This window comes from Chromobacterium aquaticum, from assembly GCF_021129195.1.
Taxonomy (GTDB): Bacteria; Pseudomonadota; Gammaproteobacteria; order Burkholderiales; family Chromobacteriaceae; genus Chromobacterium; species Chromobacterium aquaticum.
Genome location: NZ_JAJOHW010000027.1, coordinates 1 through 13684, shown reverse-complemented (window position 1 = coordinate 13684; position 13684 = coordinate 1). Strand labels below are relative to the sequence as shown.

Here is a 13684-nt window from a genome sequence, read left to right as displayed (position 1 = left end):
CGCAATGAGAAACGGCCGCCTGTGGGCGGCCGTTTTCTCTTCGGCGGGAGCTGGTGCTTCAAACGCCTTATCGCTGAAGCGCAGCAGATCGGAAACGGGTTCTCAGAGCCTGTTCAAAGTCTCGCGAGCTAGGGCGAGACAAGGCGAAAACGGCTAAGGAAGCGGAATGTACATACGGTACATGAGCATTTCGAAGCTGTTTTCAACGCTGTATCGCCGACGCGCAGCAGACATTGAACTGGTTCTCAGGCCGGCACCAGCGCCAGCGTGCCCAGCACCACGATCACCAGGCCGACGATCACCGGCACCGAGGTGCGCTTGACGATCTCGAACGGCGACACCTCGCCCATGCCGGCGCAGGCCACCACCACGCCGGAGACCGGCGACACGGTGCGGCCCAGATTGGACGCCTGCAGCATCGGGATGGCGAGGAAGGCCGGGTTGATGCCGGATTCGGCCGCCAGCTTGGGGATCAGCTCCACGAAGGCGTAGAACGGCGCGTTGCCGGAGCCTGTGGTCAGCGCCGCCAGCGTGGTGATCGCCACCAGCACCAGCATCAGCACCATGGCGCCGGAGCCGAAGGACTGCGCCAGGCCGATCAGTTGGCTGATGAAGCCCAGCGCGGACAAGCCGTGGGCGAACACCCCGGCGGCGACGATCAGCATCACCACGCTGCTGAAAGCGTCGCCCATGCCCTTGTAAGCCACTTCCAGGCCGGCGAACACCGGCGCGGCGCGGCGGTGGCGCAGGAATTCCACTACCGCGGCCAGCGCGATGCACAGGATCAGCACGGTGACGATGTGCAGCTCCGGCGCCAGTTTGCCGTTGAACACCAGCACGCCGGCAATGGGCGTGAACGGCAGCAGGCAGTACAGCGCCGGCGCGTCGGTGATGATTTCATGCGCGTCCTGGCGCGTCAGCGGCAGCTGCGCCTTGCGGTCCAGGTAGCGCTGCCAGAAGAAATGGGCGCAGCCGATGCCGACGATGGCCAGCAGCGAGATCGGCAGCGTGGTCTTGAAGGCGAAGTCTATCAGCGGCATGCCCGAGGCCTGGGCGGCGATCACCACGTCGCCGGAGGTGGGCGACAGGATCAGCGCCGCCGGCGACGCGCATATCGCCGCCGCCGCGCCGCGGCTGATGCCCATGTTAACCATCAGCGGGAATAGCGTGGCCATCAGCAGCACGCCCAGGCCGGTGGCGGAAGATACCGCCAGCGACAGCAGGCAGGCGACGAAGTAAGCCGCCACCATCAGCACATAAGGCGATTTGATGCGGCTGAGCGGTTTGGAGGCCAGCTTGACCACCATGTCGTTGGCGCCGATATGGGTCATATAGCCGGCGAAGCCGCACAGCGCCATCACCATCAGGCCCAGGTCCGCGGCGCGGCTGCTGAGCAGGGATTTGACGAATTCGGCGATGTCGGTGACGGCGTGGCCGGTGGCGGCCATGTTCTTGGGCAGCACCGGCAAGCCTTGCAAGGCGGTGGCGGTCAGCAGCGCCAGCCCGCCCAGCATCAACACGCCGGTGGCCGAGTAGCCTTTGAAAATGGCCCGCCCCACCAGCAAGGTGACGAGCGCTCCTATCAGTAATTCCATGTCCAGCTCTACGTAAATAACAAAATAATAATTTACTGAAAAATGTAATTGCAAATATACGTATATGGACTGAGTTTGATGTGAAACAAGGAAAGCGCCGCCGCCGCGTCGCGGTGACGCTTGCTGCGCGGGTTTAAACCGAGGTCTGGCCGAAGGCGATCAGCGATACCGCCACCTGTTCCTTGGCCGAGACCAGCTCATGGTAAGCCTGGTGCAACAGGCCCAGGGTTTCCAGCATCTGGTGGGCTTCGTTGAAGCCGCAGTCCAGGCTCTGCCGCGCCACCGCCAGGAAGATGAAGCGCTGCTGCATCGGCGATTGGCTGGGGTGCTGCTGGCGGTACAGCGTGTAGAGCCGGTAAAAATCGCGGACGATGCGCTCGGCGGTGGCCGCCGGGCCTGATTCCTGGCCCAGCTGCGCCAGCGGGTCCTTGTCCAGCAAGGGCAGGTCCAGCGCGCAGCTGAGCGGGTCCATCACCGCGTGGTGGAACAGCTCCAGGAATTGCCTATGGGCATTGAAGCGGATGTCGGCGTCGCCGCCGGCCTGGGCGGCGGGCGATTGCTGGCGGCCATGTTTGTCGTGCTTGTCTGGATGAGCGTGCTGCTGGCCGGCGGCGTGGCCGGCCAAGGTGAGGCTGACGGGCGAGATGGGCATGGCGGTCTCCTTAAGAGCCGCTGCTCGAGCGGGGCGCGGGTGGTCGATGCGTTCGACTGCCTGCCGCCTTGAGCGCTCGCTGTCAGCGGATCTTGCAAACTGCCGCTAGGCTGGCTAGCGGCATCCGGCGGGAAACGGCCCTGCGGTGATGCTGGGTGCTGAGTTTTCCCCGGCCATGCCTGTTTTTCGGCCAGTCCGGGGAAAACTTGATTGTAAATTTAAAACTATTTTCAGTTTAAATCGAACTAGCTGGATGAGGTACTGGTTGACGTGCTGGCGGAGGCGCCGGTCGCGGCGCTGTCGCTGCCCTGGGGCTTGGGCGTCATGCTGGCGACGAAGTCGTCGAAGCCCTTGTTGACCAGGTCGCGGGTCTTCTTGACCTCGTCGGCGATGCTGCCGTTGAACACCTTGAGGCCGTTGAGCACGTTCACCGCCTCGGCATAGCCTTTTTCAAAGCCGCCGCGCACGATGTCGACGAAATTCTTGGCCTGTTCTTCCTGGCTCATTTCCGGGTGTTGCTTGGCATAGGTGCTGAAGAAGCTGAGCGCGCCGGACAGGATGCGCTGGGACGTGCCTTCCGGCGAATTATCCTCGCTCATCTTCTGCTGCAGGATATTGGGCGTCTGCTGCGCGCCTTGGGCGCTCTGGGCCGTCTGCGCGCTCTGGCCGTCGGAGGTGGCCTGGGCGCCGGCGCCGCCGTTCAGCTGGTCGGCCAGGATCTGGTTGATGCTGTCGATGGCGGTGCGGTAGAGCAGGGACAGCGATTTGCCGTCGGTGTTGGTGGACACGTCCAGATTGGCCACCAGCTGCGCGTTCAGCTGATTGCGCGCGGTGACGGTGCTGCTGACGTTCTGGCTGGAGGACGTGCTGGTCTGGCTCTGCTGGGCGCTGACGCCGAGCTGACTGCCGACGGACGGATTGTTCACGGAATTGACGGACATAGTGCGCTCCTTAGCGGAAAGGGCGTTGAGATCGGCCGCCGGATGCGGCGCGACGCTTTCATGCCCAAGGCGCTGTTGGTGTTGGTCGACCTGGTCTGAATCTATTGTGTTTATTGGGACTTGCGCGGTGGGCGCAAGGAAACCGAGGGCTGCCTTACCTCAGTATGGCCATATTTTCGGCCGGGCCGGCGGAAACTTGAGGCTTATTTCGGCGAGCGCACACACGGCAGGCAGAGCTCAGGCTGGCTTTGGGCCGGCCCGGCTCTGGTGTTGACAGCCGGCGGCTGCCGGCTTCGGAACGCGTGCTTAGAGATGCTGTTTCTGGCGGCGCAGGAAGTTGACCGCCAGGTCCGGGAAGTCGCTGAAGGCGCCGTCCACCTGGGCGCGGTTGTATACCGCGTCCAGCAGTTGGTCCATATTCTTGGCGTAGGCCGGCAGCGCGTCCTTGCGCAGGGTGTAGGGGTGGATCACCAGGCCGTTGGCGTGCGCGGCGCGGCCCATGCCGGTGAGCTTGATCTTGCCCGGGGTCGAGGCCTTGTCTATCAGCATCGGGTATTGCGGGCCGATGCCGTCGGCGTACTTGGCGATTTCCTTCATGCCTTCCGGACGGAACATCCAGTCATAGCTGTAGTTCACCCACTGGCCGGCGGCGTTCTGTTCGAAGGTTTCCTGCCAGTCGGTGTAAGCGATCAGCTGCACCAGCTTGAGGTCCATGCCGGCCTTGGGCATCAGCTCGGTCTTGATGCGCTTGAGCTCGTTGAAGTCGAAGCACTGCAGATAAACCTTGTCGTTCTTGCCGGTGTAGCCGTAGCGCTTGAGCACTTCCAGCGCCTTCACCGTGATGTCCTTGCCTTCCTGACGATGGAACCACGGCGCCTTGATCTCCGGGTACAGGCCGATATCGCGGCCGGTGGAGTGGTTCAGGCCCTGGATGAATTCGATTTCCTCTTCAAAGGTGTGGATGCGGAAATCGGACTTGCCCATCGGGAAACGGCCGGGGTAGCTCTGGCGCTTGACGCCCTTGTCGATGTCGAAGCCTTCGGTGAAATGCAGCGATTTGATTTCGGCCAGGGTGAAGTCGATCGCGTAATAGCGTCCGTCCTTGCGCGCGCGCTCGGGAAAGCGCTCGGCCACGTCGGTGACGCGGTCCAGGTAATGGTCGTGCAGCACGATCAGCCTGTCGTCCTTGGTCATCACCAAGTCCTGCTCCAGGTAGTCGGCGCCCTGGGCGTAGGCCAGCGCCTTGGACGGCAGCGTGTGTTCCGGCAGGTAGCCGCTGGCGCCGCGGTGGGCGATGACGATCTTGTCGGCGGCCTGGGCGGACGCGGCCAGGCCGATGGCCAGCGCGACGGCGGCGAGCAGGGGTTTGCAAGCGAATGACATGGGTTCTCCTTTGTATATAAGTTCGCAACGGGCGTTGGCGCGACGCCATGATCGGATGCGCGGATGTCGGCGTGATGAAACCCGGTCAGTCCATCGGCATCGCCATGATTTTGTTTTGATGAAAAGGAATAGGACGATAGGGTATCGCCGCGCCGGCGGCAAGCCCCCCGGCGCGGTAGTTTTGAAGGTGTTCACGCCCTTGCGGCAACCGCGAGGCCAGCCGTTTTCACGTCTTTCTTCCTTGCTCCCGCCGGCGCGCGGCAGATCGTGAACAGGCTCTTCGAGCCTGTTCAAAGTCTCGCGAGCAAGAGCGAGACAAGGCGAAAACGGCTGAGAAAGCGGAATGTACAAGCGGTACATGAGCATTTCGAAGCAGTTTTTAACGCCGTATCGCTGAAGCGCAGCAGACATTGAACAGGTTCTTACAACTCCACCGCCTGCCGGGTCCTCAAGGCCTCCGCGATGGCCAGGCCGATGCGGGTGGCTTCGCGGGCGTCGGCCAGGCTCAAGGCCAGCGGCTGGTCCAGGCGCGCGGCGTCGACGAAGTGCTGCAGCTCCAGCGTGAAGGCTTCGGCGAAGCGCTGGTAGAAGTCCGTCACGCATTCATTGCGCACGCCGTGGCGGTCGCTGATCTCCACCCGGTTGGCGCGCGGGTTGGCGCCCACGCTCAGCCGGCCCTGGGTGGCGAAGATCTCGGTCAGCGTTTCATGGCCGTGCGCCTGGGTGCGCGAGGCGTAGAAGCAGGCCAGCTTGCCGCCCTCGAACTCGCACATCGCCATGCCGTTGTCCACATCGCCGTATTGCGCCAGCGCGCCGTGCACCGCGTTGACGCCGCTGGCCCATACCCGCAGCGGGCGCGGCGCGCCCAGCAGCCAGCGCGCCAGGTCGATGTCGTGGATGCTGCAATCCATGAAGATGCCGCCGCTGCTGGGCGCGAATTGCACGAAGAAGCCGCTGTCGTCGTTAAGGTCGCAGGTTTGCGAGCGCAGCAGATAGGGCCGGCCCACCAGGCCCTGGGCCAGCTTGGCGGCGGCGTCCTGGTAGCTGGGGTCGAAGCGGCGCACGAAACCCACCATGGCCTTGAGCTCCGGGCGGCGGGCGGCGGCGCGCTCCACTCGCAGGCAGTCCTCCAGATTCAGCGCTAGCGGCTTTTCGCAGAACACGTGTTTGCCCGTGTCCAGGCAGGCGATGATCTGCTCGGCGTGCAGCGCGGTGGGGGTGGCCAGCAAGATCGCGTCCAGCCCCGGTTCGGCCAAGAGTTCGTCCAGCGTGGCGTGGCCGGCGGCATCGGGCAGTTCCCGGCGCGCCCAGTCCAGTTCTTCCGGCAGCGGCGAGCAGACGGCGATCACGCGCGCGCCGACGATGCGCTCGCGCAGATTGAGCGCGTGGCGGCGGCCCAGCCGGCCCAGGCCGGCGACGCCGAGGTTTAATGTAGACATGACAAGCCTCCCTGTTGAGTTAGAACCTGTTCACGATCTGCTGCGCTTAGTGAGACGCGACACGGTGAGTGCCGCTTCGAAATGCTCATGTACCATTTGTACATTCCGCTTTCTCAGCCGCAACGCCTTGTCTCGCTCTTGCTCGCGAGATTGTGAACAGGCTCTTAGAACCTGTTTACGATCTGCTGCGCGTCGGCGATACGGAGTTGAAAACCAGCTCAAAATGCTCATGCACCACGTGTACATTCCGCTTTTTCGCTCGTTTTCGCCTTGTCTCGCCTTAGCTCGCGAGATCGTAAACACGTTCTTAGACCTGATCCAATTCGACGACCTGACCCGAGCGCCAGGAACGGGTGGCGGCGTCGGCCAGTTCCAGCGCGCGCACGCCGTCTGCCACCGTGGTGCGCGGCGCGGAGCCGTCGCGCATCACCTCCAGGAAGTGCGCCATCTCGGCGGCGTAGGCCTGGCGATAGCGTTCCAGGAAGAAGGGCTCCGGCAAGTCGGCGGCCACGGTGCGCTCGCCGTAGGCGATCACCTCGGTGGGCCGGTGGTTGCCGGCCTGCAGCATGCCGCGGCTGCCCAGCACTTCGAAGCGCTGGTCGTAGCCGTAGGCGGCGCGGCGGCTGGTGTTGATCTGGCACAGCCGGCCCTGGCGGGTGCGCAGCGTCACCGCTGTGCTGTCGGCGTCGCCGGCGGCGGCGATGGCCGGGTCGCTCAGCGCGCTGGCGCTGGCGTGCACGCTGAGGACTTCGTCGTCCAGAATCCAGCGGCAGATGTCGAAGTCGTGGATCAGCATGTCCTTGAAGATGCCGCCGGAGCGGCGGATATAGTTCAGCGGCGGCGCGCCGGGGTCGCGGCTGGTGACGATCAGCATTTCCGGCGCGCCGATCTCGCCGGCGGCCAGCCTGGCCTTGAGCGCGGCGAAGGTGGGGTCGTAGCGGCGCTGGAAGCCGATCAGGCAGGGCACGCCGGCCGCGGCCACCGCCTGGGCGCACTGGCGCGCGCGCTCCAACTCCAGGTCCACCGGCTTTTCGCAGAAGATGGCCTTGCCGCGCGCGGCGGCGGCCAGGATCAGTTCGGTGTGGGTGTCGGTGCTGGCGGCGATGATGACGGCGCGCACCGCGGGATCGTCCAGCGCTTGTTCCGCGGCGCAGGCCTCGGCGCCGTGGGCGGCGGCCAGCTCCCGCGCCGCCGGCGCGTGACTGTCCACCACGTATTTGAGCCGCATGCCCGGCAGGCGGGCTAGGTTGGCGGCGTGGATCTTGCCGATGCGGCCGGCTCCGAACAGCGCTGCGTCAATCATCATATCCTCCAGTCTCCTTGGTTTCTTCTATGTTCAGCTCCAGCCGGCAGGCCAGCGCGATGAACAGCGCCTGGCACAGGCAGATGGTGCTGGTCAGCGAACGGAAGGAGAAGGCGGAGCCTTCCCTGACCGTCAATACCGCGTCGGCCCCGCGCGCCAGCGGGCTGAGCTGGCTGTCGGTGATCACCAACTGCTTGGCCTTGTGCTGCGCCGCCACCCGCGCGCAATAGCGGCTTTCCTTGCCATAGGGCTGGAAGCTGATGGCGATCAGCACGTCTTGTTCGCCAATGCTGCGGATTTGCTGCGGAAACATGCCGCCCAGGCCGGACAGCAGATGCACTTTCTTGGCGGTGTGCTGCAAGGCGTAGGCGATGTAGGAGGCGATGGGAAACATGCGCCGCACCCCGGTCACGTAGATGTTGTCGGCGTTCAGCAGCAGTTCCACCGCCGCCTCCAGCTGCGCCTCGTCCAGCGCGGCGTCCAGTTCCTGCAGACCTTGCTGGCAGGCGGCGATGAAGTCCCGGGTCATGCCGGCGGCGGAGCGCTGCTCGTCGCGGCTGGCGATCAGGCTCTGAATGCGCTGGCGGTAATTGGGCTGCGGCGCGCCCTGTGGCGTAAATGCGTCACGGAACACGGCCTGCATATCGGAAAAGCCGGCGAAGCCGAAGCGCTGGGCGAAGCGGACGATGGCCGAAGGCTGCACCTCGCAAGCCTGGGCGATGTCGGTAATGCGTTGCAGCATCAGCGTGCCCCGGTGCTGCTCCACATAGCCGGCAATCACTTTCAGCTGCTTGCTCAGCGTGTCGTATTCGGCGGCGATGCGCTGCATCAATTCCTCGGCGGGGACGGTGTTGGCCATGGGCGGGCTTTCCTAAGGTTTTGACCAGTATACGTTTTGTCCTTGTGTTCGAAAATAATTTTCTATTGAAAAACACATTTGGAAAATTATTTGCAGAATAGAGCGAAAGCTCTTAAGGTGATTTCACGCCCGACGCCAGACAGTGGCCGCGGCCGACACCATAGCGGGCCCCACGATGGGCCGGCGGAGAAGAAGGAGGAGAGAGATGCAGCAGCGATCCTGGAAGTGTAAGTGGAGGCGGGCACTGCCCGCGGCGGCGCTGGCGCTCTGCGCGCTGGCCCAGCCGGCCTTGGCGGCCGACGCCCGTTTCGTGCTGGTCAGCCACGCGCCGGATTCCGACGCCTGGTGGAACACCATCAAGAACGCCATCAAGCAGGCCGGCGAGGATTTCAACGTACAGGTGGATTACCGCAATCCACCCAATGGCGACCTGGCCGACATGGCGCGCTTGATCGAGCAGGCGGCGGCGCGCAATTACGACGGCGTGATCGCCAGCATCGCCGATTACGATGTGCTGAAGCGGCCGCTGGGCCAGGTGGTGGCCAAGAAGATTCCGCTGATCACCATCAATTCCGGCACCATCAAGCAAAGCGAAAGCCTGGGCGCCTTGCTGCACGTAGGCCAGCCGGAATACGACGCCGGCTTCGATTCCGGCAAGCAGGCCAAGGCCGCCGGGATCAAGAGCTTCCTCTGCGTCAACCACTATGCCACCAACCCGGCCTCCTTCGAGCGCTGCAAGGGCTTCGCCGACGCCATCGGCGCCGATGTGCGCAAATCCACGCTGGACGCCGGCGACGACCCCACCGGCATCGAAAGCAAGGTCAGCGCCTATCTGCGCAACAATCCCGGTACCCAGGCGCTGCTGACGCTGGGGCCGACCTCGGCCAGCCCGGCGATCAAGGCGGTGAAGAAGATGGGCCTGGCCGGCAAGCTCTACTTCGCCACCTTCGACCTGTCCGAGGACATTTCCAAGGCGATCAAGGACGGCACCATCAAGTTCGCCATCGACCAGCAACCCTATCTGCAGGGCTATATCCCGGTGGCGGCGCTGGCCATCATGAAGCGCGACAAGACCACGGACCCGGCCAAGGTGGAAGCGGCGCTCAAGGCCAATCCCAAATTCCAGGCCCGGCTGAGGGAGTACGGGCTGGTCCCCCTCTACAAGGGCCGCCACATCAACTCCGGCCCCGGCTTCGTCACCAAGGACAATATCGCCAAGGTGGAGAAGTACGCCGGGCAGTTCCGCTAGCCGCCGTTTTCCGATGGACCTGACGCCTGGCGCGGAATTACCGGCCGCCCGGGGCAAGGAGCAGAGCAATGAGCATGAGCAAGGCCAGCCCGGGCAAGGCCGCGGGCATCCGCATGGCGCCGCCCGGCGATGATGAAAGAGTGCGGCGGCTGTCGCTGTTCGACCGGCTGATGGGACGGCCGGAATTCGCCGCCGTCGCCGGTGCGGCGCTGGTGTTCGCGGTGTTCGGCGTCGGCGCCGGCGGTTCCGGCATGTTCGCGGTGGACGGCATCGTCAACTGGTCGCAGGTGGCGGCCTACCTCGGCATCATCGCCATCGGCGCCTGCCTGCTGATGATAGCCGGCGAGTTCGATCTGAGCCTGGGCTCGATGATAGGCTTCGCCGGCATGATGGTAGCGATCCCGCCGCTGTACTTCGGCTGGCCGTTCTGGCTGGCCATCCTGTTCGCCTTCGCCGGTTCGCTGGCGGTGGGCTGGCTCAACGGCTATCTGGTGCTCAAGACCCGGCTGCCGTCTTTCATCGTCACCCTGGCTTTTCTGTTCATCCTGCGCGGCCTGACGCTGGCGCTGTCCATTCTGTTCGCCAACCGCACCATCGTCAGCGGCGTCGGCGACCTGGCGGCGGCGGACCCGCTGGCGCAATGGCTGTTCGTCGGTCATGTCGGAGCCGGCCTGTTCCACTGGCTGGCCGGCATCGGCGCGATCGCCTCCTTGCCGGACGGCGGCGCGGCGGCGGCCGGCGTGCCCAAGGTGCTGCTGTGGTGGCTGGCGCTGGCGGCGATCGCGGCCTTCGTGCTGGCGCGCACCCGGATCGGCAACTGGATCTTCGCCGCCGGCGGCGACGCCAACGCCGCCAAGAACGTGGGGGTGCCGGTCAAGCAGGTGAAGATAGGCCTGTTCATGTTCACCGCCTTCTGCGCCTGCCTGTTCGCGGTGCTGCAAGTGTGCGACGTCGGTTCCGCCGCCGCCGACCGCGGCCTGCAAAAGGAGTTCGAGGCCATCATCGCCGCGGTGATAGGCGGCTGTCTGCTCACCGGCGGCTATGGCTCGGTGGTGGGCGCCTGCGTCGGCGCGCTGATCTTCGGCGTGGTGCAGATCGGCATTACCTACACCAATATCAATTCCGACTGGTTCCGCGTCTTCCTCGGCCTGATGCTGCTGATGGCGGTGTTGTTCAATCACTATGTCAGACGCCGCGTGACGGAGGCCAAATGATGGTCACGACCGGCAAAATCCCTGCGGCCGCGTTGCGCCTCCTTGCCGTACTCAATGTACTGTCCGCGTCGGCGCGCCTTGCCGCAGCCGCTGCGCTGAATTTTTCCGATCGTGACGGACCGAGGTCGAGCCGGCAAAACGATGTGGCGGCCTTGCGCCTCCTTGCCGTACTCAATGCACTGCCCGCGTCGGCGCGCCTTGCCGCGGCCGCTGCGCTGAACAATCCTGGCCGCGGGCCGCAAGGAGTCGAAGATGAAACCGTGTGACGACTACATCTTGGAGCTGGATCAGGTCAGCAAGACCTTCGGTTCGGTGATCGCCTTGCAGAAGGTGGATCTGCAACTGCGCCGCGGCGAGGTACATTGCCTGCTGGGCGACAACGGCGCCGGCAAGTCCACGCTGATCAAGACCCTGGCCGGGGTGCACCGGCCCAGCGGCGGCGAATACCGGGTGGACGGACAGCCGGTGCGCTTCGACTCGCCACGCCAGGCGCTGGACCAGGGCATCGCCACCGTTTACCAGGACCTGGCCCTGGTGCCGCTGATGTCGGTGGCGCGCAATTTCTTCCTGGGCCGCGAGCCGATGAAGAAATGGCTGGGCCTGCTGCCGGTGCTGGATCTGGAACTGGCCGGCGAGGTGGCGCGCGACAAGCTGGCGGAAATGGGCATCCACATCCGCGACCCGCACCAGGCGATAGGCACTTTGTCCGGCGGCGAGAAGCAATGCCTGGCCATCGCCCGCGCCATTTACTTCGGCGCGCGGGTGCTGATCCTGGACGAGCCCACCGCCGCGCTGGGCGTCAAGCAGAGCGTCAATGTGCTCAAGCTGATTTCCAAGGCGCGCGACAAGGGCATCTCGGTGATCTTCATCACCCACAACGTCAACCACGCTTACCCGATAGGCGACCGCTTCACCCTGCTCAACCGCGGCCGCTCGCTCGGCACTTACGCCAAGGACGCGGTCAGCAAGGAGGAGGTGCTGGACATGATGGCCGGCGGCGCGGAAATGCAGAAACTGATGGCCGAGCTGGACGGCGTCCATATCTGAAAGGTAGATCTAGCATGCAAAACACCACCCGTTTCGCCAGCGGCCGCGACCGCGACCTGGTCTGCCTGGGCCGGCTGGCGGTGGACCTGTACGCGCAGCAACTGGGCGCGCCGCTGGAAGACGCGGCCAGCTTCGCCAAATACTTGGGCGGCTCCTCCGCCAACATCGCCTTCGGCGCGGCCCGGCTGGGTTTGAAATCGGCGATGCTGTCCCGCGTCGGCGACGAGCAGATGGGACGCTTCCTGCTCAACACCCTGAGCGCCGAAGGCTGCGACGTCAGCCAGGTGAGGGTGGACCCGGAGCGGCTGACCGCCCTGACCCTACTGGGCATCAAGGACCGCGACACCTTTCCTCTGCTGTTCTACCGCGAAAACTGCGCCGACATGGCGCTAGGCATCGAGGACATCGACGAGGACTTCATCGCCGGCAGCCAGGCCTTGCTGATCACTGGTACCCATCTGTCGCGGCCCGGGGTGGAGGCGGCCAGCCGCCGCGCGCTGCAATACGCGCGCCGCCACGACGCGCGCACGGTGCTGGACATCGATTACCGGCCGGTGCTGTGGGGCCTGGCCGGCCGCGGCGACGGCGAAACCCGCTACATCGCCAGCGAGGAGGTCAGTGCCCACTTGCAGAGCCTGCTCTCCGAGTTCGACCTCATCGTCGGCACCGAGGAGGAGTTCCTGATCGCCGGCGGCGCGGCCGAGCTGATGCCGGCCTTGGCCCGAGTGCGCGCGCTGAGCCGGGCGGTATTGGTGGTCAAGCTGGGGCCGCTGGGCTGCGCGGTGATTCCCGACGCGGTGCCGGCGCGCATCGAGGACGCCTTCAGCGTGGCCAGCGCGCCAGTGGAGGTGATGAATGTGCTGGGCGCCGGCGACGCTTTTCTGGCCGGCTTCCTGTCCGCCTGGCTGCGCGGCGGCGACTACGCCGAATGCTGCCGCCGCGCCAACGCCTGCGGCGCGCTGGTGGTGTCGCGCCACGGCTGCGCGCCGGCGATGCCGACCCCGGCCGAGCTGGAGCGCTTTCTCGCCGCGCCGATGCGGCGGCCGGGCGAGGACGCGGCCTTGAGCCGGCTGCATCGGGTCAGCGCGGCGCGGCCGCGCTGGGACGAATTGTGCGTGTTCGCCTTCGACCACCGCAGCCAGTTCTTCGAACTGGCGCGCGCGGCGGGCGCGGACGAGACGCGGCTGCCGCGTTTGAAGCAACTGCTGGTGCAAGCGGTGGCCGACGTCGAGCAGCGGCTGGATCTGCACGGGCGGGTGGGGATGTTGATCGACGAGCGCTACGGCGCCGACGCGCTGTACGCCGCCACCGGCCGCGGCTGGTGGGTGGGCCGGCCGGTGGAGCTGCCCGGCTCCAATCCGCTGGTGTTCGAGCAAGGCCGCGCGATGGCCGGCGGCTTGAACGCCTGGCCGCGCGAGCAGGTGATCAAATGCCTGGTCCAGTACCACCCGGACGATGAGCTGGACAACCGGCTGGAACAGGAGGCGCAGGTCCGCGCGCTCTACGACGCCGCCCAGGCCAGCGGCCATGAACTGCTGCTGGAAATCATCCCGTCCAAGGATTTGCCGCGCGCCGACGACACCGTCTACCGCGCGCTCAAGCGCCTGTACAACCTGGGCATCCACCCGGACTGGTGGAAGCTGGAGCCGCCCGCCGCCGCGCAATGGCCGGCGCTGGACGCGCTGATCGCCGAGCGCGATCCCTATTGCCGCGGCGTGGTGCTGCTGGGGCTGAACGCGCCCTTGGACGTGCTGCGCCAGGGCTTCGCCGCCGCGCGCGCCAGCCGCAGCTGCCGCGGCTTCATGGTGGGGCGCAGCTTGTTTCAGCGGCCGGCCGAGCGCTGGCTGGCCGGCGAGATCGACGACGCCGGCCTGGCGGCCGAGGCCGGCGCGCGTTTCGCCGAGCTGGTGGCGGTGTGGCGCGAGGAGCGAGCGTTGGCGCTTGAGTCACAACATCCACGGAAAAACGCCGACTAATTCTTGCCACGGAAACACACGGAAGG

12 protein-coding genes are annotated in these 13684 nt (G+C 65.5%); 5 read left to right on the top strand and 7 right to left on the bottom strand.

What is annotated here, in order from left to right; translation table 11 throughout:
* Window positions 1-245: 245 nt before the first annotated feature.
* The 7 genes from dcuC to LQT98_RS04640 all read right to left on the bottom strand — a co-directional run bounded on the left by dcuC (window position 246) and on the right by LQT98_RS04640 (window position 8172).
* Window positions 246-1595 carry an anaerobic C4-dicarboxylate transporter DcuC gene (dcuC, locus tag LQT98_RS04670; RefSeq protein ID WP_231461303.1) on the bottom strand — a complete coding sequence of 450 codons (1350 nt, stop codon included), beginning with the start codon at window positions 1593-1595 and terminating at the stop codon, window positions 246-248.
* A 133-nt stretch (window positions 1596-1728) separates the two neighbouring features.
* Window positions 1729-2247, bottom strand: coding sequence for a DUF5610 domain-containing protein (locus LQT98_RS04665; protein ID WP_231461302.1), 519 nt, complete (start codon window positions 2245-2247; stop codon window positions 1729-1731).
* Window positions 2248-2492: 245 nt separating this feature from the next.
* Window positions 2493-3188 (bottom strand): DUF5610 domain-containing protein, encoded by a 696-nt coding sequence (locus LQT98_RS04660; protein ID WP_231461301.1) that lies wholly within the window; start codon window positions 3186-3188, stop codon window positions 2493-2495.
* A 306-nt stretch (window positions 3189-3494) separates the two neighbouring features.
* Window positions 3495-4571: a glycerophosphodiester phosphodiesterase gene (gene glpQ, locus LQT98_RS04655; RefSeq protein WP_231461300.1), complete on the bottom strand. Its 1077-nt coding sequence runs from the start codon at window positions 4569-4571 to the stop codon at window positions 3495-3497.
* Window positions 4572-4993: 422 nt separating this feature from the next.
* Entirely contained in the window at window positions 4994-6010 is a 1017-nt protein-coding gene (locus tag LQT98_RS04650) for a Gfo/Idh/MocA family oxidoreductase (protein WP_231461299.1), read from the bottom strand.
* A gap of 307 nt (window positions 6011-6317) precedes the next feature.
* Window positions 6318-7316 carry an inositol 2-dehydrogenase gene (gene iolG, locus LQT98_RS04645; protein ID WP_231461298.1) on the bottom strand — a complete coding sequence of 333 codons (999 nt, stop codon included), beginning with the start codon at window positions 7314-7316 and terminating at the stop codon, window positions 6318-6320.
* Window positions 7306-8172, bottom strand: coding sequence for a MurR/RpiR family transcriptional regulator (locus LQT98_RS04640; protein ID WP_231461297.1), 867 nt, complete (start codon window positions 8170-8172; stop codon window positions 7306-7308). Before LQT98_RS04640 ends, iolG begins: the two co-directional genes overlap by 11 nt.
* Window positions 8173-8377: 205 nt before the next feature.
* On the opposite strand from LQT98_RS04640, the gene LQT98_RS04635 reads away from it, so the two are divergent.
* The 5 genes from LQT98_RS04635 (at window position 8378) to LQT98_RS04615 (ending at window position 13658) form a co-directional block, all read left to right on the top strand.
* A complete protein-coding gene (locus LQT98_RS04635) occupies window positions 8378-9421 on the top strand; it encodes a sugar ABC transporter substrate-binding protein (RefSeq protein ID WP_231461296.1) in 1044 nt (347 codons plus the stop codon).
* Between the two features lie 68 nt (window positions 9422-9489).
* Complete coding sequence (locus tag LQT98_RS04630) at window positions 9490-10635, top strand: ABC transporter permease (protein WP_231461295.1); 1146 nt, start codon at window positions 9490-9492, stop codon at window positions 10633-10635.
* Window positions 10632-10901 (top strand): hypothetical protein, encoded by a 270-nt coding sequence (locus LQT98_RS04625; protein ID WP_231461294.1) that lies wholly within the window; start codon window positions 10632-10634, stop codon window positions 10899-10901. The genes LQT98_RS04630 and LQT98_RS04625 overlap by 4 nt, the downstream gene beginning before the upstream one ends.
* Window positions 10888-11682 carry an ATP-binding cassette domain-containing protein gene (locus LQT98_RS04620; protein WP_231461293.1) on the top strand — a complete coding sequence of 265 codons (795 nt, stop codon included), beginning with the start codon at window positions 10888-10890 and terminating at the stop codon, window positions 11680-11682. Before LQT98_RS04625 ends, LQT98_RS04620 begins: the two co-directional genes overlap by 14 nt.
* A 14-nt stretch (window positions 11683-11696) precedes the next feature.
* Window positions 11697-13658, top strand: a complete 1962-nt coding sequence (locus LQT98_RS04615; protein WP_231461292.1) for a bifunctional 5-dehydro-2-deoxygluconokinase/5-dehydro-2-deoxyphosphogluconate aldolase — start codon at window positions 11697-11699, stop codon at window positions 13656-13658.
* Window positions 13659-13684: the final 26 nt, after the last annotated feature.

What these genes read in the sequence shown, in the direction of transcription:
- dcuC (WP_231461303.1), bottom strand. Translation starts at nt 1,595, where the DNA reads ATGGAATTACTGATAGGAGCGCTCGTCACCTTGCTGGTGGGGCGGGCC.
- LQT98_RS04615 (WP_231461292.1), top strand. Translation starts at nt 11,697, where the DNA reads ATGCAAAACACCACCCGTTTCGCCAGCGGCCGCGACCGCGACCTGGTC.
- LQT98_RS04650 (WP_231461299.1), bottom strand. Translation starts at nt 6,010, where the DNA reads ATGTCTACATTAAACCTCGGCGTCGCCGGCCTGGGCCGGCTGGGCCGC.
- LQT98_RS04635 (WP_231461296.1), top strand. Translation starts at nt 8,378, where the DNA reads ATGCAGCAGCGATCCTGGAAGTGTAAGTGGAGGCGGGCACTGCCCGCG.
- LQT98_RS04630 (WP_231461295.1), top strand. Translation starts at nt 9,490, where the DNA reads ATGAGCATGAGCAAGGCCAGCCCGGGCAAGGCCGCGGGCATCCGCATG.
- glpQ (WP_231461300.1), bottom strand. Translation starts at nt 4,571, where the DNA reads ATGTCATTCGCTTGCAAACCCCTGCTCGCCGCCGTCGCGCTGGCCATC.
- LQT98_RS04620 (WP_231461293.1), top strand. Translation starts at nt 10,888, where the DNA reads ATGAAACCGTGTGACGACTACATCTTGGAGCTGGATCAGGTCAGCAAG.
- LQT98_RS04660 (WP_231461301.1), bottom strand. Translation starts at nt 3,188, where the DNA reads ATGTCCGTCAATTCCGTGAACAATCCGTCCGTCGGCAGTCAGCTCGGC.
- LQT98_RS04640 (WP_231461297.1), bottom strand. Translation starts at nt 8,172, where the DNA reads ATGGCCAACACCGTCCCCGCCGAGGAATTGATGCAGCGCATCGCCGCC.
- LQT98_RS04625 (WP_231461294.1), top strand. Translation starts at nt 10,632, where the DNA reads ATGATGGTCACGACCGGCAAAATCCCTGCGGCCGCGTTGCGCCTCCTT.
- LQT98_RS04665 (WP_231461302.1), bottom strand. Translation starts at nt 2,247, where the DNA reads ATGCCCATCTCGCCCGTCAGCCTCACCTTGGCCGGCCACGCCGCCGGC.
- iolG (WP_231461298.1), bottom strand. Translation starts at nt 7,316, where the DNA reads ATGATGATTGACGCAGCGCTGTTCGGAGCCGGCCGCATCGGCAAGATC.